Genomic DNA, 25021 nt, shown 5'->3' on the forward strand with positions numbered 1-25021 from the left:
TTTATACAGCCACTACCTTTTTAAACTCATCTAAATTTTTTAGCGCTTCATCTATGCCAATCAGCCAAAATTCGCACTTTGTCGTATCTTTTTTAAAGTGTTTTTTCATTAGCTCTTCCACGCTTTTTGTACCACACTCTATTAAAAATTGTTTATAAATTTTGCAAAATTTTGCTTCATCTTTTTTAAACTCACTTAGAAAAAATTGTGATAGCAGATAACCGACGCTATAAGGATAGTTGTAGATATAGTTGTCTGTTTTATAAAAATGTGGCTTAAAATATGGCAAAAATTCTTCAACATCGCTCGTACTATCTTTATAAAATTTATCCCAAGCTTGTTTTAAAAGATCGCTTGCATCTTTTTTGCTGACTTGACCTTTTTGTCGTAGTCTTAAAAAGCTAGTTTCAAACTCGTATCTAACGCTTATGTGTAGTAAAAAATTTGCAGCACTTTTTAGCTCCTGCCATAAAATTTCTACCCTAAGTGAGTCATCTTTTTTTAGTTCATTTCGTAAAAGAGTCTCATTAAATGTACTCGCGCTCTCGGCTAAGCTCATTGGAAAGTTTGCGCTTAAAACCGGAAGATCACGCATCAAATAGTAGTGCCAAGCATGCCCAAGCTCATGAGCTTGCTGGATTAAGTGCGAAAGAGTATTCATGTAGGTGGTAAAAATTCTTGGTTGCTTAAATTTTGGCAAACTCACAAAAAATGCTCCGCCAGCTTTATTTTCTCGTACATCGCTTTCTATCCAGTGTTTGTCTATCATAAGCTTTATAAAACTATCTTCGCCCAGTGGTTTTAATGCTTTTTTGATGATTTTAATAGCCTCATCATGAGAAATTTTACTGTGTTTGCTAAGTGGATAAGGTGCCAAAAGATCGCAACTTCTCATACTTTTGCCACCTAAAAAGCTAGCTCTTACTCTTACGCATTCTCTTATTTTTTCCACTCTTTTGCTAATGGCTTCTTGCATGGCATTTAAAGTGTCAAGGCTCATTTTATTTTCTTCAAGGCTTGGAGTTAAAAAATCAACTTTTGCTGCCTTAAATTTAGCCAGTCTAAATCCATGAAGCATATTTAAGATATCAAGATAAAGATCGGAAAATTTATCATAGCGAGAACTCAGAGCATCAAACACATTTTTGCGTAAAATTTCATCATCTGATCCTTTTAATATACCCATACATTTTGCAAGATTATAGCTTTGTGTATTTGCATTTTTATTGGTAGCAGAGATATTTATTAAATTATTTAGATGTCTAAAATTTGCAAAAAGTGGAAAAAAATTTGTGAGCGCTAAATTTGCAAAAAAGTCTCTTTCGCTCTTTTTTCGTATTTTGCTCTTGCTATTTTTATGCTCTAAATATAGAAATTTTATATGTTTAAATTGAGTGCTTTGAAAAAATTTATCATCATTTTTTAGGCTATCAAATTTATCAAAAAGTATCTCCTTTGCCGTATCAAGTTTAGCTTTTTGCTCTTTTATTTTTAGCTCAAATTTACTAGCTAGCTCATCTTTTGTATTATCACTACTTTTGCAACGACAAAATGCGAGTAGGCTAGTTGCTTCTTTGTATGCTTCTTCGTATGAGATGATAGCTTTGGTAAGCTCGCTATTGTTTAAAAATTTAACCAAATTTTCATTTTGTGCTTTTAGATTTTCAAACGATGAGGTAAAAATTTCGCTATTAAAATCTATATAAGAATCATCAAAGCTCCATCTCATATTTTCTCCTTAAAATGATAGTAAAAATACAAATATATGGTGGCTTATAAGACCTAAAATAGCTGGCACGCTACATCTTTTAATGAGCGAAAGCGGGCTAATGTGAAGCATGCCTGAAATGGCTACCACTACACCAGAGACAGGTGAAAGTGGTCTAGCTATTGTGGAGGCTTGATGCATAGGAAGCACGAGCATAACAGAGTTGATGTTTAAGCTCTTAGCTATATTTGGCACCATGTTTAAAAGCGGATAAAAGCTTGCACCATTTGAGCCAGCTATGATTGTAACGATGGTTGTTATAAATACAAAAAGTATAGACATGCCAAGCCCTCCAAAGCCTATGCTTTTTGCCAAATTTACAATAGCATCAAGCATGCCAAGAGCCTTAAAACCCTCAGCAAATATACCAGCTGCTACAACTAGCATAACAACACCGCTCAAGCTTTTTGCCATGGCATTAAAAAATACTTTTAGCCCTTCACCAAGCTTTTCAAAGCTAAATTTATGTCTAAATGCTTCAAAAACCATAGCAATTATCATAGAAAGGATTATGACGCTTGATATGTTTAGTTTTATAGTTTTTAAACAATATGGCGAAAAAACTACTACTAAAATCATCGGTAAAAATGGTAAAAGAGCATAGATCATAGGTGCTTGCTCTTTTGGAACATCCACCTTATCGTCAAAACTAATACTCTCTCCTATATGCTCGCTACAAACCCAACCTTCTTTTTTGTCTAAGTATCTATTCCAAAGAACTAATGCAATGCCGATCACGAGCACAGTTGGAAGAGCCGCTGGAATTTTATAGATAAAAACATAATCAAGCACCTCAAGTTCAGTTGCTTTTGCAGCAGCAGCTGTCGATGAGCCAAGAAGTACCATTGAGCTAGCTCCGCTCATCGCACAAATACTACCAACGCTTAGTTTATTTAGTCCTAGTGATATAAGAACTGGTCCAAGAAGTGCAAGACAAAGCACGCCAAGTCCAACTGCGCTGGTTATTACCATGCTTATAAGTTTTGCTACGCAAAAAGCTATGAATATCATAAAATATGGGCTTTTTATGGCTTTAAACCTTTTTGTGGCGATGCCCACAAAGGTTTGATTTGCTCCAATATGGGTCATATAACTTGCAAAACCGACCATTAACATGATTAAAAGTCCAAGTTGTGAAAAATTATTTGAGAGCATATAGCGGATAAACTCAACTACATCCAGTAAGGAATTTCCAGTGCTCTTTACCTTTTCTGGTAAAAATTTTCCCGTATCAAGAATGACCGAAGAGACAAGCATGATAACACCAGATAGTAAAAGCACGAAAGTGGCGTATTTGCCTTTTAAAATCGCCCAGCCTACGACAAAAAGCGTAAGTAGAGCTATGATTAGACCAAGAGTATGCATTTTTGCTCCTTATTAAGATATTTAAAAACCAGAATACAAAAATCAAAAATACACTTAAAATATAAAAAATAATATTTATATGCTTGCAATTATACTACTTGTTATATTGAAATTTCGCTTTTATTTATAAAAATATTATTAATTTTATAAATGAGATTGCTACTTTTATGGCTAAGATGCAAAAGATAAATATAAAAATTTTAATATTAAGTACGACTATTGTAGTGTTGTTTAAAGCCAATCAAAATATGCAAAATATAAAAGGATGTAAATATTTGGTTTGGTGAATATTCAAATAATGCCAGTAGCAACTTATTTTAGTATTTACTCCCTCGGCAGTCCGTTTTTATCAGACTTATCGCTGATTAGCCTACCCGATTCGTCGTATTTTTTGGCGCGGATGAGCCTGCCGCGCTCAAATTCGCCCTCGGCTTCGAGCATTCCGTTTGCGTAGTAGTGTTTCGCCGTGCCGACCTCCAGCCCGTCCTCAAACATCACCCTGGCTTTTAGCTTGCCGTTTTCGTGATACTCCTCGTATAGCCCGTGATAGCGCCCGTTTTTAAACATCACTTTTGCAGCCAGCGCCCCGCTCTCGTAGTAGTCCAGCCCCGCGCCTGTTTGGCGGCCGTCTTTATACTCGTATTCGCCTCTGAGCTTGCCGCTTGGGTAGTATTCGCGCGCGACGCCGTCCTTTTCGCCGTCTTTATAGTTTTCTACCACGCGCGTTTTACCGTTTTGGTAATATCGCTTCCAAACGCCGTTTTTGCGGTCGTTTTTGTATTCGCCCGTCTCCTCCACGGCGCCGCTTTCATAGTACCATTTTTCCGTGCCTTCTCGCTTGCCGTCCTTATACGTTCGCACGCCGCGGATCTTGCCGCTTTTGTAATAGTCGAAGTCCTCGCCGTTTCGCAGTCCTCCGACATAGGGGCTGCGTGCGCTAACCTCGCCGCTAACGTAATAGTCGGTAAATACGCCCTCTCGCCTGTCCGCCTTGTAGGTGCCCTCCTGCTTTAACGCGCCCCCCTCGTCAAAATAGTAGCGGCGGTAGCGCCCGTCGCGGACGCCGTTTTTGTATTCGCTCTCGCCCATCAGCGCGCCGCTATCTGCGTGATAGTGCTTCGCCATGCCCTCGCGGACGCCGTTTTTTAGGGGATATTCGTTTGAGGGCTTGTCCCTACCGTCAAAATAGTCTCGATATCGCACCGCCGCACCGCCCTGCACATCTATCTCGCGTATAAGCGTGGGTGGCAGAGGCTTTAGCCTCGGATAGACAATGCCCATCGCATTTACGTCATATAGGTCCTCGACGCTGTAACGAAGCATCTTTAACGTGCCGTCGTAGGGCTTGCCTTTTACGTAGTAAAGCCCGTTTTTTAGGCTCGCTTCGGGCTTCATTACGATTTTTGGCTCTAATGCCTGCGCTCCGACGGCTAGAAGCGGAAGTAAAAATAGAAATTTTAGGATTTTCATGGTTCTCCTGCTTTGTTTGATTTAGGTAATTTTAAAATTTGAAATTAAATTTAAGGTGAAGGCACGGTTATTTCGGATGAGTTAAATTTGAAGGCTCACATCAAATTTAGCTGTCTTTTAGTGCTTGGGCGACGACCTTCCACTCTTGCATGAGCCTTTCAAAGCTAAAATTTGCATTTGCCGAACTAGTCGAGGGTAGTTTGACGGGTTCTTTACCCGTTGCGTTTAAAATTTGAGTTTTTAGGTATTTTTCGCAGATTTCGTGCGCCTTACCGCCGTTTGAGTAAACTTGCGCTATGCGCGCTCCGCTAAAAATCGGCTCCAAATTTGCAGGCTCAACGGCGGTCATTTTAGCATCGCTCGAGCCCTTTATCTCGCACGAGATCGCAGCGTCGTAGATAGCGATACGGTGAGCGAGTAGAAAATCTATCTTTTCATCCGTGCTTCCTGGTAACGGAGCGTTTAAAATCCCGGCCAGCACCCGCCAGAAACGATTTTGCGGATTTGCGTAGTAAAAGCTAAATTTACGAGAAACGACGGAAGGGAAGGATCCGAGGATTAAAATTTTAGAGTTTTTATCAAAAATCGGTTTAAATGGACTAATTTGATTCATCTATCTCTTTTAAAATTTTAGCCATTTAAACCATTTATTATTTTATAAGAAGTTACTCTTTTTGATTTGGATTATTTGAAATTTTATCGTTAATCATCTTTTTCGCATTCATTGCAATATCGGTGATTTTCTTATTAGAGTCACTTAAAATTTCTTGTATTCTAGCCGAATCATCTTTTTTAAATATTTTTAAATTTTCGCTAAAGTCCTCATCATTAATGTCAAAATAAGCGACTGATTCAAAAGATAGTTTTGAGGCTATTAGGACTTGTGGAAATGCATTTTTGTAAGAATTATAGCTTTTAACCTCAGCATTGTAGCTCTCACGTTTATTTAGGAGTTCGCTCTCGATTTTTTCTAACTGCGACATTAGCATTTGATATGTTTCGTTAGCCTTTAGTTCCGGAAAGGCTTGAGCCAAAGCAGCTACTTTTGCGACTCCATTTCCAGAAACGCCAAGTTGAATCATTTGTTCGCTACTTGCATAATCTTTGGCTATATCTATTATTTGATTTGATAGATCTAAACGTTTTTTGAGCGTAGCTTGGATATTTGCGAAGCTCTCTCTGATGTTTTGCATCATTGATTGTAGTTTATTATATATTTTAATAATATAAGCCGCTAAGGCAATAACAACGACAATTATAGTAATAAGCATTTTTGCTCCTTTTTACTTATTTTAAAATATGCGATTTTGACTTTTTACGACTTAATTTCACTTTAAGGATTTAGAAACTTGCTTATTTTGTTTATGGGTTATTTAATTTTTTTAAGTGAAATTATCTAAAAAAGAAAATTCTCCCACATAATAAATTTAAGTGGGAGAATTCGTGCCTTACTCGGCTACGCTGCCGGCAGAGGCATCCTCGGCACTCTCAGGCGAGCCAGACTCGACCTCATCGCTAAAGTCAGACAAGCTTAGGCGTTTTAGCTGGCGGTAGCGTCTTTGCGCGTCGGCCTTGTTTTTAGCTAGTAGCTCGTCGGCGTGCTCTGGGTTCGTCTTTTTAAGTGAGTTGTAGCGAACCTCGTTTAGCAAAAAATCCTCGTAAAGCGACCAGTCAGGGTCTTTTGAGGTCATTTTTAGCGGATTCTTACCCTCTTTGATTAGGCGCGGATCGTAGACGTAGGTCGGCCAGTAACCGCATTTGGTCGCTAGCTCGCCCTGATCGCCAGAGAGCGCCATACCGCCCTTGATACCGTGCGCGATACACGGCGAATACGCGATCACGAGGCTCGGACCGTCGTAGGCCTCGGCTGCAGCGATGGCCTTTATCGTGTTTGCCTGGCTGGCGTTTGAGTTGATCTGCGCGACAAAGATATTTCCGTAGGTCATCGCGATGTAGCCTAGATCTTTTTTCTGCATCGGCTTGCCGCTAGCGGTAAACTGCGCTATGGAGCCCGCGCGGCTGGATTTTGAGCTCTGGCCGCCGGTGTTTGAGTAGACTTCGGTATCTAGCACGAGCACGTTTACGTTCTCGCCGCTAGCTAGCACGTGGTCAAGCCCGCCAAAGCCGATATCGTACGCCCAGCCGTCGCCGCCGATGATCCACTGGGACTTTTTGACGAGATATCTTTTTAGCTCTAAAATTTCTTTAACGCCCTCTACGTCTAAATTTTGCTCCAAAATCGGCGTTAAAATTTTAGCGATTTGCGTCGTTTTCTCGCCGTCGTTTTTATGCGCGATCCAGTCGGAGTATAGCGCGGCTAGGGCATTTGGCGCGGCGTCTTTGGTGCGTAGCATGACGTCTTCGATACGGTGGCGCAGCGTCTCTACCGCGACATTCATACCCATGCCAAACTCCGCGTTATCCTCAAACAGCGAATTTGCCCACGCTACGCCCTTGCCCTCTTTGTTCGTCGTATAAGGCGTCGAAGGCGCGCTACCGCCGTAGATCGAGCTACATCCGGTGGCGTTTGCCACGATCATACGGTCGCCGAAAAGTCTCGTAACAAGCCCGATATAAGGCGTCTCGCCGCATCCGGGACACGCACCGTGAAACTCAAATAGCGGCTGCGCAAATCCCACGCCCTTGACGCTATCTTTGCTCATCAGGTCGTCTTTGTAGGTAACCTTTTTAAATAGATAATCCGCGTTTTCCTGCTCGTTTTTCTCCATTTCCTCTGCTAGCGGCACCATGACGAGCGATTTTTCCTTGCTCGGGCAGTTTTGAGCGCACAGTTCGCAGCCCGTGCAGTCAAGCGGGCTAACTTGGATTTTATATTTTAGTCCTTTTACCTCCTTGCCTTTGGCGTCTAGGACGTGATCTTGCACGGTTTGCGGAGCGGCGGCGAGCTCGTTTTCATCGATGAGAAACGGCCTGATCACCGCGTGCGGGCAGACGAAGGCGCACTGGTTGCACTGGATACAATTTTCCTCGATCCATTTAGGCACCATCACGCCGATACCGCGTTTTTCGTAGGCCGTGGTGCCTGATTTAAAGTGTCCGTCCTCAAAGCCCACAAACGCCGAAACAGGCAAGCTATCGCCCCTAGCGGCGTTGATAGGCTTAACGATTTTTTCTATAAATTCGTCGCCGACGTATTTTTCCTCGTTAGCGGCGTCATCCGTCAAATTTAGCCAGCTAGGATCAACCTCGACCTTAACCAGCCCGTCCGCGCCCATATCGATAGCCTTGTAGTTCATCTCCACGATCGCTTCGCCCTTTTTGGCATAGGCTTTGTGTGCGTACTCTTTCATGTATTTTTGCGCGTCGGCAAACGGGATAATGTCTGCGAGTTTAAAAAACGCCGACTGCATGATGGTGTTCGTGCGGTTTTTTAGTCCGATCTCGCGAGCTAGCTTAGTGGCGTTGATGATGTAGAAATTTACCTTTTTGGCGGCTAAAATTTTCTTTACTTTATTCGGCAGTTTAGCGACCGTCTGCTCGGCGTCCCAGATCGAGTTTAGCAGGAACGTCCCGCCCTCGCGGATACCGTCTATGACGTCATAAATTTCAAGATACGCCGCGACCGAGCAGGCTACGAAGTGCGGATTTGAGACGAGATAGGTCGAGCGGATCGGATTTTTACCAAAACGCAGGTGCGAGCGCGTATAGCCGCCTGATTTTTTGCTATCGTAGGCAAAATACGCCTGCGCGTAAAGCTCGGTTTTATCGCCGATGATTTTGATGGAGTTTTTATTGGCTCCCACGGTACCGTCCGCGCCAAGGCCGTAAAATAAGCACTCTTTCACGCTTGCGTCGCTTAGCGAAATTTTCTCGCCGACTTTTAGCGAAGTAAAGGTCACGTCGTCCTCGATACCGACGGTAAAGCCGTTTTTGGGCTCGCTTAAATTCAGATTTTCAAAGACGGCTAGCATCTGAGCAGGATCGACGTCCTTTGAGCTTAGACCATAGCGTCCGCCCACGATCACGGGCTGATTTTTGCGTCCGTAAAACGCCGCCTTGACGTCCAGATATAGCGGCTCGCCTAGGCTTCCGGGCTCTTTCGTGCGGTCTAGCACGGCGATCTTTTCTACCGTCTCAGGCATCACGTCAAAGAGGTATTTTAGACTAAACGGACGGTATAGATGTACCTTTAGCACGCCTACTTTTTCACCCTTTGCGAGTAGGTGATCGACGACCTCTTCTAGAGTTTGCGTTACCGAACCCATCGCGACCACGACGCGTGTAGCATGCGGATCGCCGTAATAATTAAACGGTTTATAATCGCGTCCCGTGATTTTTGAAATTTCTTTTAGATACTCGGCCACGATATCAGGCACCGCGTCGTAGTAGCGGTTAGCTAGCTCGCGCGTCTGGAAGTAGATGTCGTCGTTTTGCGCCGTACCGCGAGTTTTTGGGCTTTCGGGGCTTAGCGCTTCGTCTCTAAATTTTTGCAGCGCCTCGCGGTCAAGAAGCCTATCAAAGTGCGCGTAGTCAAGCACCTCAACCTTTTGTATCTCGTGGCTCGTGCGAAATCCGTCGAAAAAGTGCAAAAACGGCACGCGACCCTTGATCGCCGCTAGATGAGCGACGCCCGCGATATCCATGACCTCTTGCACGGAGCCGCTTGCTAGCATAGCAAAGCCCGTTTGGCGACAGGCGTAGATGTCCTGATGATCGCCGAAGATAGAAAGTGCCTGCGCCGCGATAGAGCGCGCACTCACGTGGATGACGCCGGGTAGTAGCTGGCCTGCGATTTTGTACATATTTGGGATTTTTAGCAAAAGTCCTTGCGAAGCCGTATACGTCGTAGTTAGCGCGCCTACTTGCAGCGAGCCGTGCACGGTGCCCGCAGCCCCGCCTTCGCTTTGCATTTCGACTACCTTAACCGGCATGCCGAATAGATTTTTCTTACCCTGAGCCGCCCACATATCGGTGTAGTCAGCCATCGGCGAGCTAGGGGTGATCGGGTAGATGCCCGCAACCTCCGTAAATGCGTAAGCCACGTGCGCCGCAGCCTCGTTTCCGTCCATAGTTTTCATTATTTTAGCCATTTTTCCGCCTTAAATTTTCTTACGATTTTTAAAAATCTTTTATTATAGAGATAGTTTCCAAAATCTACTATTAATCTATGTCATTAATAAATTCCGAGAATTTTGCCTTTTAAATTACTAACTTTAAGCAAAATTCCATTACCGTAATGAAAAAAATTAAGGATAAAATTTGATAAGTGTTCATAGGGTGGCCTATTTAAGGGTTATAGCTCTTGCTTTTTGTGCTTTTATATTTAACACTACTGAGTTTGTTCCAGTACCACTTTTAAGTGATATTGCAAAAGACTTTGATATGAGCACGGCTGATACTGGCCTTATCATTACGATTTATGCGTGGAGCGTCACTATACTCTCTTTGCCACTTATGCTTTTGACTGCAAATTTAGAGCGAAGATCTCTTCTTTTAAAGGTTTTTATCGTATTTGTTGTAGCTCATACTCTTTGTGCCTTTGCTTGGAATTTTAAAATTTTAATTATTGCTCGGTTGATGATAGCCATAGCGCATGCTATTTTTTGGGCTATCACTGCTTCACTTGCTGTTAGGCTAGCTCCGATAAATAAAAGCTCGCAAGCTCTTGGATTGCTAGCTCTTGGTACATCGCTAGCGATGATACTTGGTCTGCCACTTGGAAGAATTTTAGGTGACGCACTTGGTTGGCGTGTGACCTTTGGACTGATCGGAATTTTTGCTGTTGGTGTTGGAGTTTGGCTATATAAAATTTTGCCACTTTTGCCAAGCAAAAACTCAGGCTCGCTTAAAAGCTTGCCAGAGATTGCAAGAAATGGCCTTTTAATGGTCGTATTTTTACTAACGGCAATTATCATAAGCGCGCATTTTAGCACTTATAGCTACATTGAGCCATTTGCAAAGGATATTAGTGGTTTTAGTGGCAAATTTATCACTATATTCTTGCTTATATTTGGTGTTGCTGGTATCGTGGCAAGCTGGCTTTTCTCTAAATTTTATAAGCTCATTCCAAATGCATTTTCAGCAATTTCTATCATGCTTATTTTATGTTGCTTGCTTTTGTTAAATTTTATTGCTAAAAATGAAGTTTTAATGCTAGTCTTGGCCTTTATTTGGGGGCTTGGCATAGCTGGTGTAAATATGAGCTTTCAAATAAAAGTGCTAAATCTTGCCTCAAATGCAACTGATGCTGCAATGGCGATATTTTCGGCTATTTATAACATAGGCATCGGAGCAGGGGCGCTAATAGGGCATCAAACGATAGTTCATTTAGGCGAGCAAAATATCGGCAATGTTGGTAGTTTTTTTGCCACAAGCGGACTTATCATATTTTTGTTTGCAGTATCTAAGATTAAAAGAGTTTAAAAGAAGATGTTTAAATATCTAAGTAAAACGTTACAAATTTCTACATATAAGTGATAATAAATATCATAACTAAGAAAAATTTTAGTTAAGCTTCCTTATAATCATTATCAGAAAATGAATAAATTTTAGGAGCTTATTATGTCAGTTTTAGTTATCGGTGCAGATGAGATAACGCCTATCAAGGCAGTTTTACATGATTTGGGAGCTGAGAAGATAGAACACTGGGATGCTAGAAATGAAAACCGTGTAAATCGCAAGCCAATTCCTCAAGATACCGAGTGCGTGGTGATGCTAACTAGTTTTTTAAACCACAACACTATGAAGACTATTAAAACTCAAGCAAAAAAGAGAAATATTCCAATTGTTTGTGCAAAAAGAAGCGTTAGTTGCGTATTTTGCGAGTACTGCAAGGTCTTTGGGCTAGATAAGGAATTTGGATGCAAAGAATAATCAATGAGATTCGGGCTTTTATCAGATATTGGCGAAATAACTCCAAATATTTTTGCAAAGCTTGATAGGCTTTCACGTGCAAAAATTTTTATTGCACTTTATAATTCTGGTGTAGAAAGTGAGCTAAAAATACCACTTTCTTACGCTAAATTTCTAAATTTCAAAGAAATTTTTGATGCTAGGATAAATTTCCTACTTCGTGAGAAATGTCTAAATTTTAAGCCAGCAGATCGCTTTTGTCTTCCCTCAAATATCATCATAAATGCTTATTTAAAAGGTGATTTTTCAAAGATAAAATTTGTAGCAAAAGAGCCAAAAATGGCAGCTGCAAAGATGATAAAAATGCTTTATGCAAGTGGAGAATTTGAGTTTTGCATCGATGCGGCACAGATGTTTTGTCAATTTGTTTATGATAAAATACGCCTCCGTCATCAAGACAAAGATGTCGTGCTAAATGGCGGTGTCATTTCAGTCAAAAAAGATGGTAAAAATTTGCTCAGCGTCATGCCAAGCTTTAAAAAAGTAAGCTTTGATGATATGAGAAATTTAAACGACGATATAGATAGAGCTGTCGGTGTGCTTGGTCACGAGTGCGAGATGGTTTATATTGTTTTTCCTAGAAATGAGGAATTTAGGCGACACGTTGAGGTTAGGCACTGTTATGCGAGAGGCTTGATCAAGCTTGTGCCTTATACGATTATTAGTAAAATTTTTTAAAAAGGATAAAAATGATAGGTATAGTTTATGGAAGCAGCATGGGAAATACCGAAGATGCAGCGAAACTTATAAGTGAGGGTCTAGGCCTTGAAAATGAGCTTTTAAACGTTGCTGACGTAGATGCAGCGAAACTAAATAGCTTTGATAAGCTCATCCTTGGTACATCAACCTGGGGCAGTGGTGATCTTCAAGATGACTGGGATGCGTTTGACTTTAAAGCGTTAAATCTAAGCGGAAAAACAGTCGCTGTTTTTGGCATGGGTGATAGCGAGAGCTACTCTGATGAGTACTGTAACGGTATGGCAAAGCTTTATGATGAGGTCGTAAAAGCTGGTGCAAAGGTAGTTGGTGAGGTTAGCACTGATGGATATACATTTGATGGCTCTGATGCTGCAAGAAATGGAAAATTTGTAGGTCTAGCACTTGATGCTGATAACCAAAGTGACAAAACTGAGGGTAGAATTTCAGCTTGGATCGAGCAGATAAAACCTCACTTTGCTTAATGTAATTTTAGCTAGATTTTCTAGCTAAAATTTTCATATATTCATAGCCGAGATAAAGCTTTTTATTCTTTCATTCTGGCTATTGAAAAACTCATCTACCAAGCCATCAAATGCGATCACACCTTTATCTAAAAATAAAATTCTATCAGCTATCTTTCTAGCAAAATTCATATTATGAGTGACAATGATCATAGACTTTTTCTCTTTTGCAAGAGATAAGATGACCTTTAAAACTTCAGCCTCAAGCTCTGGATCAAGCGCGCTTGTAGGCTCGTCGAGTAGTAGAAAGTATGGATTTACAGCTAGGGCTCTAGCGATGGCTACACGCTGTGCTTGTCCGCCTGAGAGCCTGTTTGGATAGGTATCTTCTTTGTGGCTAAGCCCCACTTTAGCTAAAAGCTCTTTTGCCTCTTTTACCGCTTCGTTTTTATCCTTTTTTTGAACGTAGATCGGAGCTTCGGTAACATTTTGAAGCGCTGTTAGGTGCGGGAAGAGGTTGAAACTTTGAAAGACCATGCCTGTTTTTTTACGAATTTCTAAAAGCTCTTTTGAGCTTAGCTTCTCTTTAAAATTTACACTCCTATCATCTACCTCTAAAGTGCCACTTTGTGGGATCTCAAGTAAATTTATGCATCTAAGAAGCGTTGATTTGCCACAACCAGATGAGCCAACTATCACGGTCGTTTGCCCCTCTTTAAAGCTTGTATTTATGTTATCTAGCACCAAATGATCGCCGTAAGATTTGCTTATATTTTTAAAATTTATAGCCATTAGACATACCTTGAGACAGCTTTTTCAAGCCTTGATTGAAGATAGGTTAAAAGTGTGCAAACCACTAGATAGATGAGTGCTGCTAGGATGTAGAGGATGAGTGGCTCAAAGGTCCTTGCCGCGATCCTTTGAGCGACCATAAACATATCTACCATCGTTATAGAAGCTGCTAGTGAAGTGTCTTTAACAAGGCCTATAAATGTGTTTGAAAGCGGTGGCAGCGAGATCCTCACTGCTTGAGGTGCGATGATGCGCTTTAAAATTTGATAGTGTGTTATGCCAAGCGATATGGCTGCCTCCCACTGACCTTTTGGCACAGAAAGTATGGCAGCCCTTACAGACTCAGAGGCGTAAGCGCCCACGTTTAGGCTAAATGCGATAGTGGCCGCACTCCAAGTATAAAGCGTGATACCGATGCTAGGAAGTCCGTAAAATACGATGAAAAGTTGCACAAGAAGCGGTGTACCGCGAAATATCCAAACATAGGTGGCAAATATAAATTTTAAAATTTTTATATTTGAAAGCCTTGCTACTGCTGTGATAATGGCGATGACAAGCCCTAGCGAAAACGAGAGCAAAGTAAGTGGGATCGTCACTTTTAAAAGTGCGATGATCATCGGTAGCGTCGAGCTTGAAACAAGCTCGATCACTCTATCTAAATTTTCCATTTTTGCCTTGTTGGTTTATAAATTTATTTTGAGACGTCTTTGCCAAAGTAGCTTTTTGAGATAGCTTCTAGTTTGCCTTCTTTTGAAAGTTCAGTTAAAGCATTTGAAATTTGCTCTGCAAGCTCGGCGTTGTCCTTTTTAACAGCTGCTGCTGTGTAGTCTTTCTCATCAAGTGAGGCGGCTATCTTTACAGGTGCGTCTGGACGCTCTTTTATGAAGTCGTAAAATACGATGTTATCTCTTACAACAGCATCTACACGTCTTGATATAAGAAGCTCCATGCTTTTAGCAAAACTATCTGTTACGACGTGCTCAGCACCGTATTTTACGGCGACTTTCGCCCAGTTGCTAGTTGCTGAGTCGGCATCTTTTTTGCCTTTTAGATCAGCAAAACTTTTGATGTCGTTATTGTCTTTTCTAGTGATGATAGCGCCAAATGTCACAGTATAAGGCACTGAAAAAGCATATTTTTTCTTTCTCTCATCAGTTATGCTTACTTGATTAAATACAACATCAGCCTTGCCAGCGTCAAATGCTGCTAACATCGCATCCCATGGAGCTGTTAGAAACTCAACTTTTAAATTTAACTTTTGTGCTACAGCTCTTGCGATATCTACGTCGTATCCTACTAGCTCATTTTTGTCATTATAAAATGTAAAAGGCGCGTAAGTGCCTTCTGTTGCTACTGTTAGCACTCCATCTTTTATAGTTTTTGCTTGCAAATTTAGAGCCATTGCAAGCACTGCTACTACTTTTAATAAATTTGTAAATTTCATTTTGATCCTTTATTTTGATATATCTTTTCCAAAATATTTCATCGAAATTTCGCTTATCTTACCTTCGGCTTTTAGCTCATCAAGTGCTTTGTTTATCGCTTCTAGTAGCTCAGTATTGCCTTTTTTAACGATTGCAGCTGTTGGCATCGGCTCGTTGCTTGTGTATGCGATTTTTAGTGGCGCATTTGGGCGTTGTTTGATATAGTCATAAAAAGTGACGTTATCGTTTATCGTATCATCAGCTCTTTTTGAGATGATAAGCTCCACGCCTTTGCTAAAGCCATCAGCTACGACCACTGTTGCGCCATTTTTCTCGGCTATTGCTGCCCAGTTGCTAGTAGCAGAGTGCACACTCTTTTTGCCCTTTAGATCAGCAAAACTTTTGATGTCGTTATTGTCTTTATGCACGACAATTACCGGATATGGCATAGTGTAAGGCACGCTCATACCATACTTTTTCTTTCTATCCTCGTTTATACTTACTTGGTTAAACACAACATCGGCTTTACCAGCATCAAAAGCCGCAAGCATCGCATCCCAAGGAGCTGTTAGAAACTCAACTTTTAAATTTAGCTTTTGCGCTACGGCTCTTGCGATATCTACGTCATATCCTACTAGCTCGCCCTTTTCATCGTAAAATGAGTAAGGTGAGTAAGTACCTTCAGTTGCGACGATAAGTTCGCCTTTTTTGATAGTTGAAGCATTTAAATTTAAAGCTAAAAAAGCACCTGCGATCAAGCCAAAAATGGGCTTAAAATTCATTGATTCTCCTTATTTAGAAATATCTTTGCCGAAGTATTTAAGCGAAATTTCGCTTAAAGCTCCTTCTTTGCTAAGCTCATTTAGGGCAAAATTTATCTTAATTAGCAGCCCTTTGTTACCTTTTTCTACGTTATAGTCTATTTGTTCGCTATTTGTATGGCATCATCTTTTATGATTGCTAGTAAAATTTTATAAAGGTAGAATTTAGCAAACAATCGCACGAATTACAGCAAACTTAAAAGGCAATAGAAATTTTTATACAAAGCTCTTTGCAAAAAATTTTTAAGATTTATGCAAATGTCAGTCGCAACTGCAATCTGGGTAGTATTTTGGCGCTATTTTATCACAAAGAAAGAGGGCGGTGCCTCACTCCGCTAGAAGTGAGACCGCTAGAGCTTTTACGCCCTTAAAATCAACCTTGCCGCTTGCAAGCGTTGGTATATCATCAACGATGAAGATATAGCTTGGCATCATTATAGGAGCTAGGCTACTCTCTTTTAAAATTTGCTCGATATTTTCAGGCTCTGTGCCACTTTTTACTAAAAGTGCTATCGCTTCACCCTTTTTGCTATCTGGTACATTTGCACTACTAAAGACAACGTCGTTTCCAAGTACCTTTGTAAGCTCTTCTTCAACGCTTCCAAGGCTTATCATCTCGCCGCCTATTTTGGCAAATCTTGAATACCTATCGACAATAAATACAAAGCCGTTTTCATCTATGTGGCCTTTATCGCCAGTTTTATAGTATCTTACGCCGTCAATGTGCGTGATGACTTCGTTTGTTTTGGCCTCGTCGTTTAGATAGCCCTTCATAACTTGCGATCCGCCGATGACTATTAGTCCGTCCTCGGCAGTTTCAAGCTCTTCAAGTGTCTCTGGGTCGATTATTTTTATGATAGTGCCAGGCAGAGGCATACCAACGCTACCAGGTCTATTAAATGTAAGCTCCTTTAAGCTCTCTTTTTCTAGGATATTTGGCATATTTACAGCAGCTACTGGCGCTGTTTCTGTCGCGCCATAACCTTCATAAATTTCTATGCCAAATTTTAGCCTAAACTCGTCTTTTATCTCAGGCTTTAGCTTCTCAGCCCCAGCTACGACCATTCTGGCACTTTGAAACATCAGTGGATGAAGCTTTTTGTTTCTGGTGTAGAGCCTAAAAAAGGTCGAGGTACCAAAGATGATGCTAGCGCTGTGTCTTGCAGCCATTTTGCCGATAGTCGCTCCATCTGTTGGATCAGGCACGCTTACCATTTTTATGCCCTCGCAAAGCGGCATGAGTGTGGTGACTGTTAGTCCAAATGAGTGAAATACAGGGAGTGAGTTTAAGATCACATCATCTTTTTTGAAATTTAGAAGCTCGCTTATTTGCTTAATGTTTGCAAGTAAATTTTTATGGCTTAGCTCGATACCTTTTGGCTCGCCTTCGCTGCCGCTACTAAATAAAATAGTAGCCGTATCCTCTAAGCTCACTGGCCTAAAATAGCAAAGCTTAATGAGCCAAGTTGGGGCAAAAAATGCAGTTAAAAGCGCTAAAAATTTCTCTCTTTTTGAGACGCTGGCTGAGAGATCTTCTGCAAATTTAGCCTTGCCACTCATCGCATCTTTTAGATCAAAGCCCTTAAGTGCTAGCTTCTCAAGAAATTTGCTAGATGTGATAACTGTGTTTATATTTGCCTTTCTTAGGGCGTGATTTAGCGAGGTTTCATTAAGTGTGTAGTTTAAATTTACGCTTACTTTGCCCATGGCAAGAAGCGCCATATTTACTATCGCTGCGATACTTGAGCTAGGTAATAAAATGCCTATATTTTTCTCATCTTTTAGCTCGCGTTTAAAAATTTTGATAAAGACTAAAACGGCTGTTATAAATTTCAAGTTGCTTAAATTTAGCCCTGTGCTATCGCTCACGCACTCTTTAAATTTATCCTCTTTTGCGTTGCTTAGCCACTCCTCGGTTAGTGGTTTTTGCCTTGAGATAAAGCTCTCCCATGATGAAAAGCTAAGCTCAAGCACCTTTTGCTTCATCTTTGCAGCGTTTATAAATGTGTTTATTGGCTTGCCAAAGGCGACGATGATGTCGCGTCTGCCGTTTTTAGAAGTGAGGTCTTTATAAAATTTACTAGCTCTTGAAAAGCTCGAGCCCCAAAGGCCACGAAGATAAAATGGCACTATGCAAATTTCTTCTAGATCTCTGATGATGAGCTCAAAGCCCTTTTGAAATTCGTTGATTTGGCCGTTATAGCTGATGTGCCCCTCTGGGAAAAGTGCGACCACTTCGCCATTTTTTAGGCACTCACGCACAAGCTCGATCGACTCTTTGCTCGCCCCTGCACCTATCGGGATCACTTTGAAAAATTTAAAAATTTGCTTTAGATACCATTTGTTATAGATCGTTCTATACATGACAAATCTTATACCTCTTGGGCTGGCTGCCTGAAGCACGAGCCAGTCTATCCAGCTGATGTGGTTGCCAAGAAGTAGCGCGCCGCCACTTTGTGGTAAATTTTGCAGGCCCTCTACAAAAAAGCGGTATTTTGTCTTTAAAAATGGCAGTAAAAGTAGCCTTGTAAAAAGGTGTGGAAGCTGCAAAATGGCGTAAAAACTACCGATGAGGCAAACAAGCGCTGTAAAGACAAAAAGCCCAGTTGTTGAAATTTCAAAATATACTAAGCCTATACCAATGGCTAGAAATAGCAGCATTGAGACGTTTTGCAAGAAGTTGTTTGCTGCCATTATCTTGCCGGTCGTTTTTTGCGGGGCAAAGTACTGGATCATTGCATTTAGTGGCACTATAAATATGCCTCCAAAAAAGCCAAATGCAAATGAGCTAAGGCTCACTACGCCGATATTTGAGCCAAATGCGAAAAATAAAAGCGAGAAAAATATACCCATAGCACCCATTGGCACGATACCAAGCTCGATATGTAGCTTTGACATAGAGCCAGCCACATATGAGCCAAATGCGATACCTATGGCGCTTGCTGCTAGGATCGCTTGTACCGCTAGCGAGCTGTCGTCGTTAAAAACGGCTTTGTAATGAGCTGGGAAAGCTGCGATGATGATCTGAGAAATTCCCCAAAATATACTAAGCCCAGCGATACTGAGCCAAATATTTTTATCTGATCTCACTTCTTTTAAATTTTCTCTTAAATAGCTAAGGCGAATATATTTTTTAATATCAAAATTTTCGCTTGTTTCGTCTTTTTCATCGATGCAAGGTAACTTATAAGCAAAATACGCTTCAAGTGCGCTAAATACGACTAAAAAGACGCCAATAGGATAGACGCTTTTTAAGATCTCTTCTGAGTTTTCGCCTTGGATGTATAAATTTTCAAATATAAATGAAAACAAAAATGAGCTAAAAAGTATCGCAACGATGGTGAGCGCTTGGATGATGCCGTTTGCTGTGCCAAGGCGCTCAGGACCGACTAGGGCTTTGATGATGCCGTATTTTGCTGGTGAGTAGATCGCACTTTGAGCAGCTAGTATGAGCGTTAAAGCAAAGGCTACGCCAAAAGCACCTGCAAGATAGCTAAAAAGTACCGCGACACTAATGACAAGGCCAAAAATAGCACAAATTCTTATGACTTTTGTCTTTGAGAATTTATCATTTATAAAGCTTGAAGGCGAAAATAAAAATATAAATGGAAGCAAGATCATTGCGTTTATGACGGCTGTTAGGATAAAAAGTATATCGCCATCGTATGTTTTTAAAAGAACGTTTTGTATGGTTATTTTGTGTGCTAGATCGACGCTTGCATTTAAAAATGCGATCGCAAGGTAGGGCAAAAAGCCAGCAACTTTTAATAAACTCATCATAGAAATACCTTTGTGATTTTAAAAATTTTGTAAATCTAACAGCAAAATATTTAAAATATTATTAATAAAAAACTCTATATTAAATTTGACAATAAAAATTTTTTAAAAATTTAAATTTTATATGCTTTTGGATAAAATCACGCAATCAAAAATAAGGAAAAATTTATCATGAACTATGAAATCATCGTCATTGGCGGCGGACATGCAGGCATTGAGGCAAGTCTTGCGGCTGCTAGAATGGGCAAGCAAACTTTACTTATCACGATCTTAGCCGAGCAAATAGGCGCTGCAAGCTGTAATCCGGCCATTGGAGGCCTTGCAAAGGGACATCTTGTAAAAGAGATCGATGCGCTTGGTGGTCAAATGGGTCTTACAACCGATGCTGTTGGCATCCAGTTTCGCGTGCTAAATGAGAGCAAAGGTCCAGCAGTACGTGGTAGCCGCGCTCAGATCGATATGGATAGATACCGTGTTTATATGAGAAATTTGCTTTTAAATACACCAAATTTAGAAATTTCTCAAGAGATCGCCACTGAAATTTTAAGCGAAAATGGCGAAATAAGTGGTGTTAAAACACATCTAAATAATACCTATAATGCAAAAAAGGTGATAATTACCACTGGCACTTTTTTAAATGGACTAATACACGTTGGATTTAATAAACTAGAAGCCGGACGTGTTGGCGAACTAAGTGCCAAGGATCTAAGCGGTAATCTAAGGGAGCTTGGGCTAAATTTAGGCAGATTAAAGACTGGAACATGTCCAAGGATTGATGCAAAAACGATAAATTTTGAAATTTTAGAGAAGCAAGATGGCGACGCAAATCCAGCTGCATTTAGCTTTAGAACTAAAAATTTCTCTCCAACACAGCTGCCATGCTACATCGCCTATACAAATGAAACTACGCATGATATAATCCGCTCAAATTTTGATAAAGCGCCACTTTTTACAGGCCAGATCGAGGGTGTCGGACCAAGGTATTGCCCAAGTATCGAGGATAAGATAAACCGCTTTGGCGACCGCGACAGACACCATCTTTTCATCGAGCCTCAGACACTTGAAGCGACAGAGTACTACATAAATGGCTTTTCAACGAGCCTGCCTTATGAAGTGCAAGTGCAGATGCTTCGCTCTGTAAAGGGCTTTGAAAATGCAAAAATCGTAAGGCATGGATACGCCATCGAGTACGATTACGTCGAGCCAACACAGCTAAAACATAGTTTGGAGACAAAAAAGGTAAAAGGTCTTTATCTAGCTGGGCAGATAAATGGCACGACTGGATATGAGGAGGCCGGTGCTCAGGGACTAATGGCTGGTATAAATGCAGCTCTTTCACTGGATAATAAAGAGCCGCTTGTTTTGCGCCGTGATGAGGCGTATATCGGCGTTTTGATCGATGATCTTGTTACAAAAGGGACAAAAGAGCCATATAGGATGTTTACAAGTAGGGCGGAGTACCGCTTGCTTTTGCGTGAGGAAAATGCCATTTTAAGGCTTGGCGGATATGGCCATGAGCTTGGGCTTCTTGATGATGAGACTTTTAATGAAATTGAAGCTATCAGGCAAAATTTAAAAGATGGCCTTGCTTACCTTAACAATACGCAAATTACGCCGAGCAAGCAAAATTTAGAGCTTTTAGCCAGCCTTGATGAAGAGCCAATAAGCCAAAATGTGAGCCTTCAAAAGATTGTCGCACGCAAGAGCTTTACAGCTGAGAAACTAAGAAAGCTTGATCAGAAATTTGCAAATTTAGATGATGCGAGTGTGGATCAAATTTTAACCGAGTGTAAATATCAGCACTACATAAATGAGCAAAAAAATCAGATAGAAAAAATGAAAGATATGATGGATGTAAAAATTCCTGAAAATTTTGACTTTAGAAGTGTTAGTGGTCTTAGTAATGAAGTGGTCGAAAAGCTTGAGAAATTTGCTCCGCCGACGCTCTTTGCTGCGAGTGAAATTTCAGGTATCACGCCAGCTGCGATTGATATCTTACATATTTATATAAAGATGAATGAGAAAAGGCTTGGCTGATTTTGATTTTTGGTTTAGTTCAAAAAGCTATAAAGCTTAAAAAATTTTATCTTAAAATCAAGATTTACGTTTAAGTTAAAATTAACATTATTTTTGCAGATTATATTTAGAAATTATACTTTTTTAATTTTTTGAGAGTATAATCGTTAAGAATTTATTTATAGAAAGGAATTTAATGTCAGTAAAGCAAGAAAGACGTAGCTTTATCGGCCTTGCGTTTGGTGCTGTGGCAGCTGTCGGCGGCGCTATGTCACTAGTGGCTGTTAAAAAGACTTGGGATCCGCTTCCAAGCGTAAAAGCTGCTGGTTTCACAACAGTTGATCTAAGTCCGATCAAAGATGGAGAAATGAGGCAGGTTGAATGGCGTAAAAAGCCTATTTTCATCCTTAAAAAAAGTCCTGATATGGCTAAAAATGACAAAAGAGATGTTGTCGTAGGGGATGCTAGATACGTAGTTCTTATCGGACTTTGCACGCATCTTGGCTGTATACCTGAGTATAAAGCAAGTAAACAAATGTTTGTATGTGCCTGTCATGGCGGCGAATTTAATGCCGACGGAATGCAGACATACGGACCTCCTCCAAGACCACTTGATATACCACCATTTAAGATCGATGGAACCAAGCTAGTTCTAGGCGAAACAAGCCCAGAATACGAAAAATTAGTAGCAAAAGCTTAGGAGGATAGCAATGTCTTTAGCTCATAAATCAACTGGCGTTATTGACTGGCTTGATCAACGCCTAGCTTTTACAAAACTTATAAAGGTTTTAGTTAGCGAATACTGGATTCCAAAAAATATAAATTTCCTTTGGGCGATGGGCGTTATCTTAACAACGCTTTTTATGCTCTTAATTGTTACTGGTTTTTTACTTTTAATGTATTACAAACCAGATGTAAATTTGGCATTTGATAGTGTAAATTATACTATCATGCAAGAGGTCGAGTATGGCTGGCTTTGGCGTCACATTCACGCAGTTTCAGCTTCTACAATATTTCTTATCATGTATATTCACCTACTTACTGGACTTTACTATGGTTCATACAAAAGAGGCAGAGAAGTCATTTGGATAAGTGGTATGGTGCTATTTATCTGTTTTTCAGCAGAGGCATTTAGTGGTTATATGCTCCCATGGGGACAGATGAGCTACTGGGCAGCGACTGTTATCACTCAGCTTTTTGGCGGTGTGCCAGTTATTGGCGATGCTTTAGTTGAGTGGATTAGAGGTGATTATGCAGTTGGCGACTCAACACTTACTAGATTTTTTATGCTTCATGTTTGTTTATTGCCACTTGTAACGATAGCTGTTTTGGTTATTCACTTCTACTCTTTAAGAGTTCCGCACGTAAATAACCTAACAAGCGAAGATATCGACTTTGAAGTAGAGGCACAAGAGTATCTACACGGCGATAGAGCGAAATCTAAAGTTATACCATTTTGGCCAGGATTTTTGGCAAAAGACTTTATGTATGTATCATTCTTTATGATATTTGTCATCTATCTTGTTTGCTATCACTTCAACTTTGCAATGGATCCTATCAACTTTGAGCCAGCAAATCCACTAAAAACCCCACCACATATCTACCCAGAGTGGTATTTCTTGTGGCAATATGAAATTTTACGTGGCTTTTTCTTTGATATAGCTGGAATTTCTGCTTATAACATTGGTCTTATCGCGTTTGCGTTTGCAGGTGTTGCATTTATGCTTATACCGCTTTTTGATAGAAGTGACCTTGTGGCTCCAGCTCACAAAAGACCACTATTTTTCGTATGGTTTTGGGTCTTAGTTGTCGATCTTATCGTTTTATCGATATATGGCAAACTCCCAACAGGTGGCATCAACGACTGGATAGGATTTTATTCATCATTGCTATTCTTGTTCTTATTTATAATTGCATTGCCAGTTATCACAATACTTGAAAGAAAGAGGGGCTAATTATGAAAGAGCTTAAAATTTTTGCCATTGTTGTTATTCTTTCAGGTGTTTTATATTGGGGTATCGAGCCTTATGCTCACACAAAGCTTCATCCTCATACTGCAAATGCTGAGTATAACTTCTCAAAAGAAGATACTGACTATGCAAAGCACTTTTTAGAGCAAAAAAAGACAGCACTTGAGACTGCTAAGGCTAGCGGAAATAAGGCAAGTATAGACGCGGCTACAAAGGATGTAGAAGTAGCACAAAAAATTCTTGACGACTATACAGCATTTTGGAATGACATTAACTCTATCGACCTCACAAAAGGTGACGCCACAAGGGGTGCTGATACTTTTGTAGCAGCAGGATGTACAGGATGCCACGGTATAGAAGCAGCAGGTATGCCAGCTGGTATGGATGTTGAGACAGCTAGTCAAAGCTTTGGTGTAGTGCCACCAGATCTTAGTACCGCTGGTAAAATTTATGACGATAAATTCTTGGCTGCACTCATTAAAAATCCAAATATGGCTTTAAAGCTAACTCATAAATTTAACGACGAGCATCCATTTCCGATGACCGCATTTATGGGTGCTGGTGGCGATATAAATGCTGAGACTGCCGATATAGTAGCTTATTTGAAAAAGGTATCTGCTGATTATGAAAAGGCAAATAATAAGATCACTGAAGAAAAGGTTTTTGCTGATGCATGTCAAAGATGTCATGATATAAAATATGACAAAAAATATGCATTTAGCAACAAAGTAAGCCTTGCTGCTTATATGGGCTCAAATCCACCTGATCTATCGATGATGATTCGTTCAAAAGGCGATGAGTATTTACATAAATTTATAAACGATACTCAAAAGATGCTTCCAGGCACTGCGATGCCTAGAGTTGGTTTAAATAAAGCCGCTGAAGACGACGTGGTAGCTTATATCCAAAAAGTAGGTGATAAGAAAAAGGCTGAGCGCGAGAGCACAGGGCTTTATGTCATGATCTACTTCTTTATATTAGGAATTTTTGCTTGGCTTTGGAAACGCAAAGTTTGGAGCGAACTACACTAAAATTTAAGAGCCTCTTTGGCTCTTAAATCCTCTCTGGTAAATTTACATATATAAATAGGTATTCTTTAAATTTATTCTTTTACAAAATTTAATCAAGCAGTCTTACAAATTTTAAAATCTTATTCACTCGCCTTAGCAGACTACTAAACTTAGGCTGCACTACGTTTAGTACTGAATTTAGAGCCGTGATATGCTCGCTCATAAATTTTAAAATTTACCTGACACTTGCCTGATGTAAAATACATGCGGCGCAAAGCGCTATCGCATGCTCTCTAACGTGCGAGAGGTTTTTACTTCGACTTCGTTTCGTAACTGCAGGCAGACAGGGGATTTAAAAAAAGAGGATAAGGGTACGGCTTCGTAATTCAAGTCCCCTTGTCTCCACCTTGAATAAAGTTTTTAATTTAAAGTCTATATTTTTAAAAATAGAAATTTACTATTTTGCAAATTTTAAAACTTTCATTTACTCGCAAGAATTTGACTACCGATTTTGAGCCTCGCAAGGCTTGCTACTAAAATCAAAGTCGAAATTACTCGTTTATGAAATTTTAAAA

The 25021-nt window shown here is 40.4% G+C and carries 19 protein-coding genes; 8 read left to right on the forward strand and 11 right to left on the reverse strand.

Annotated elements, in window-relative coordinates:
- Nucleotide 1: 1 nt before the first annotated feature.
- The 6 genes from F3H00_RS05590 to nifJ form a co-directional block, all read right to left on the reverse strand.
- Complete coding sequence (locus F3H00_RS05590) at nt 2–1729, reverse strand: gluzincin family metallopeptidase (RefSeq protein ID WP_148799040.1); 1728 nt, start codon at nt 1727–1729, stop codon at nt 2–4.
- Between the two features lie 9 nt (nt 1730–1738).
- The gene (gene dcuC / locus F3H00_RS05595) at nt 1739–3133 is read right to left on the reverse strand and encodes a C4-dicarboxylate transporter DcuC (protein WP_148799042.1); all 1395 of its coding nucleotides are present in this window, start codon (nt 3131–3133) and stop codon (nt 1739–1741) included.
- A 324-nt stretch (nt 3134–3457) separates the two neighbouring features.
- A complete protein-coding gene (locus F3H00_RS05600) occupies nt 3458–4603 on the reverse strand; it encodes a toxin-antitoxin system YwqK family antitoxin (protein ID WP_148799044.1) in 1146 nt (381 codons plus the stop codon).
- A 106-nt stretch (nt 4604–4709) separates the two neighbouring features.
- The gene (locus tag F3H00_RS05605; protein WP_148799046.1) at nt 4710–5216 is read right to left on the reverse strand and encodes a DNA-deoxyinosine glycosylase; all 507 of its coding nucleotides are present in this window, start codon (nt 5214–5216) and stop codon (nt 4710–4712) included.
- Nucleotides 5217–5268: 52 nt separating this feature from the next.
- A complete protein-coding gene (locus tag F3H00_RS05610; RefSeq protein ID WP_103624140.1) occupies nt 5269–5874 on the reverse strand; it encodes a LemA family protein in 606 nt (201 codons plus the stop codon).
- A 177-nt stretch (nt 5875–6051) separates the two neighbouring features.
- Complete coding sequence (gene nifJ / locus F3H00_RS05615; RefSeq protein ID WP_148799048.1) at nt 6052–9654, reverse strand: pyruvate:ferredoxin (flavodoxin) oxidoreductase; 3603 nt, start codon at nt 9652–9654, stop codon at nt 6052–6054.
- Between the two features lie 169 nt (nt 9655–9823).
- Between nifJ and F3H00_RS05620 the strand changes: the two genes are divergently transcribed.
- The 4 genes from F3H00_RS05620 (at nt 9824) to fldA (ending at nt 12657) form a co-directional block, all read left to right on the forward strand.
- On the forward strand, nt 9824–10987 hold the full coding sequence (locus tag F3H00_RS05620) for a sugar transporter (protein WP_148799050.1): 1164 nt from the start codon (nt 9824–9826) through the stop codon (nt 10985–10987).
- A 138-nt stretch (nt 10988–11125) separates the two neighbouring features.
- Nucleotides 11126–11437 carry a DUF2325 domain-containing protein gene (locus F3H00_RS05625; protein WP_002939277.1) on the forward strand — a complete coding sequence of 104 codons (312 nt, stop codon included), beginning with the start codon at nt 11126–11128 and terminating at the stop codon, nt 11435–11437.
- 3 nt (nt 11438–11440) lie between these two features.
- The gene (locus F3H00_RS05630; RefSeq protein WP_148799052.1) at nt 11441–12154 is read left to right on the forward strand and encodes a UDP-N-acetylmuramate--alanine ligase; all 714 of its coding nucleotides are present in this window, start codon (nt 11441–11443) and stop codon (nt 12152–12154) included.
- An 11-nt stretch (nt 12155–12165) separates the two neighbouring features.
- Nucleotides 12166–12657: a flavodoxin FldA gene (fldA, locus tag F3H00_RS05635; protein WP_087586080.1), complete on the forward strand. Its 492-nt coding sequence runs from the start codon at nt 12166–12168 to the stop codon at nt 12655–12657.
- 33 nt (nt 12658–12690) lie between these two features.
- On the opposite strand, the gene F3H00_RS05640 is transcribed toward fldA, so the two are convergent.
- The 5 genes from F3H00_RS05640 to F3H00_RS05665 all read right to left on the reverse strand — a co-directional run bounded on the left by F3H00_RS05640 (nt 12691) and on the right by F3H00_RS05665 (nt 19453).
- On the reverse strand, nt 12691–13428 hold the full coding sequence (locus F3H00_RS05640) for an amino acid ABC transporter ATP-binding protein (RefSeq protein WP_148799054.1): 738 nt from the start codon (nt 13426–13428) through the stop codon (nt 12691–12693).
- Nucleotides 13428–14096 (reverse strand): amino acid ABC transporter permease, encoded by a 669-nt coding sequence (locus F3H00_RS05645; protein WP_149703765.1) that lies wholly within the window; start codon nt 14094–14096, stop codon nt 13428–13430. Before F3H00_RS05645 ends, F3H00_RS05640 begins: the two co-directional genes overlap by 1 nt.
- 23 nt (nt 14097–14119) lie before the next feature.
- Nucleotides 14120–14872: an amino acid ABC transporter substrate-binding protein gene (locus tag F3H00_RS05650; protein ID WP_148799057.1), complete on the reverse strand. Its 753-nt coding sequence runs from the start codon at nt 14870–14872 to the stop codon at nt 14120–14122.
- A gap of 9 nt (nt 14873–14881) precedes the next feature.
- Nucleotides 14882–15634 (reverse strand): amino acid ABC transporter substrate-binding protein, encoded by a 753-nt coding sequence (locus tag F3H00_RS05655; protein ID WP_148799059.1) that lies wholly within the window; start codon nt 15632–15634, stop codon nt 14882–14884.
- Nucleotides 15635–16000: 366 nt separating this feature from the next.
- Nucleotides 16001–19453 (reverse strand): acyl-[ACP]--phospholipid O-acyltransferase, encoded by a 3453-nt coding sequence (locus tag F3H00_RS05665; RefSeq protein WP_148799061.1) that lies wholly within the window; start codon nt 19451–19453, stop codon nt 16001–16003.
- 168 nt (nt 19454–19621) lie between these two features.
- On the opposite strand from F3H00_RS05665, the gene mnmG reads away from it, so the two are divergent.
- The 4 genes from mnmG (at nt 19622) to F3H00_RS05685 (ending at nt 24467) form a co-directional block, all read left to right on the forward strand.
- Complete coding sequence (mnmG, locus tag F3H00_RS05670) at nt 19622–21487, forward strand: tRNA uridine-5-carboxymethylaminomethyl(34) synthesis enzyme MnmG (protein WP_149703766.1); 1866 nt, start codon at nt 19622–19624, stop codon at nt 21485–21487.
- A gap of 175 nt (nt 21488–21662) precedes the next feature.
- A complete protein-coding gene (gene petA / locus F3H00_RS05675; RefSeq protein WP_021091707.1) occupies nt 21663–22166 on the forward strand; it encodes a ubiquinol-cytochrome c reductase iron-sulfur subunit in 504 nt (167 codons plus the stop codon).
- A 10-nt stretch (nt 22167–22176) separates the two neighbouring features.
- Nucleotides 22177–23421 carry a cytochrome b gene (locus tag F3H00_RS05680; RefSeq protein ID WP_148790332.1) on the forward strand — a complete coding sequence of 415 codons (1245 nt, stop codon included), beginning with the start codon at nt 22177–22179 and terminating at the stop codon, nt 23419–23421.
- 2 nt (nt 23422–23423) lie between these two features.
- Nucleotides 23424–24467: a c-type cytochrome gene (locus tag F3H00_RS05685; protein ID WP_148799065.1), complete on the forward strand. Its 1044-nt coding sequence runs from the start codon at nt 23424–23426 to the stop codon at nt 24465–24467.
- Nucleotides 24468–25021 lie beyond the last annotated feature (554 nt).

This window comes from Campylobacter concisus, from assembly GCF_902460845.1.
Classification (GTDB): domain Bacteria; phylum Campylobacterota; class Campylobacteria; order Campylobacterales; family Campylobacteraceae; genus Campylobacter_A; species Campylobacter_A concisus_X.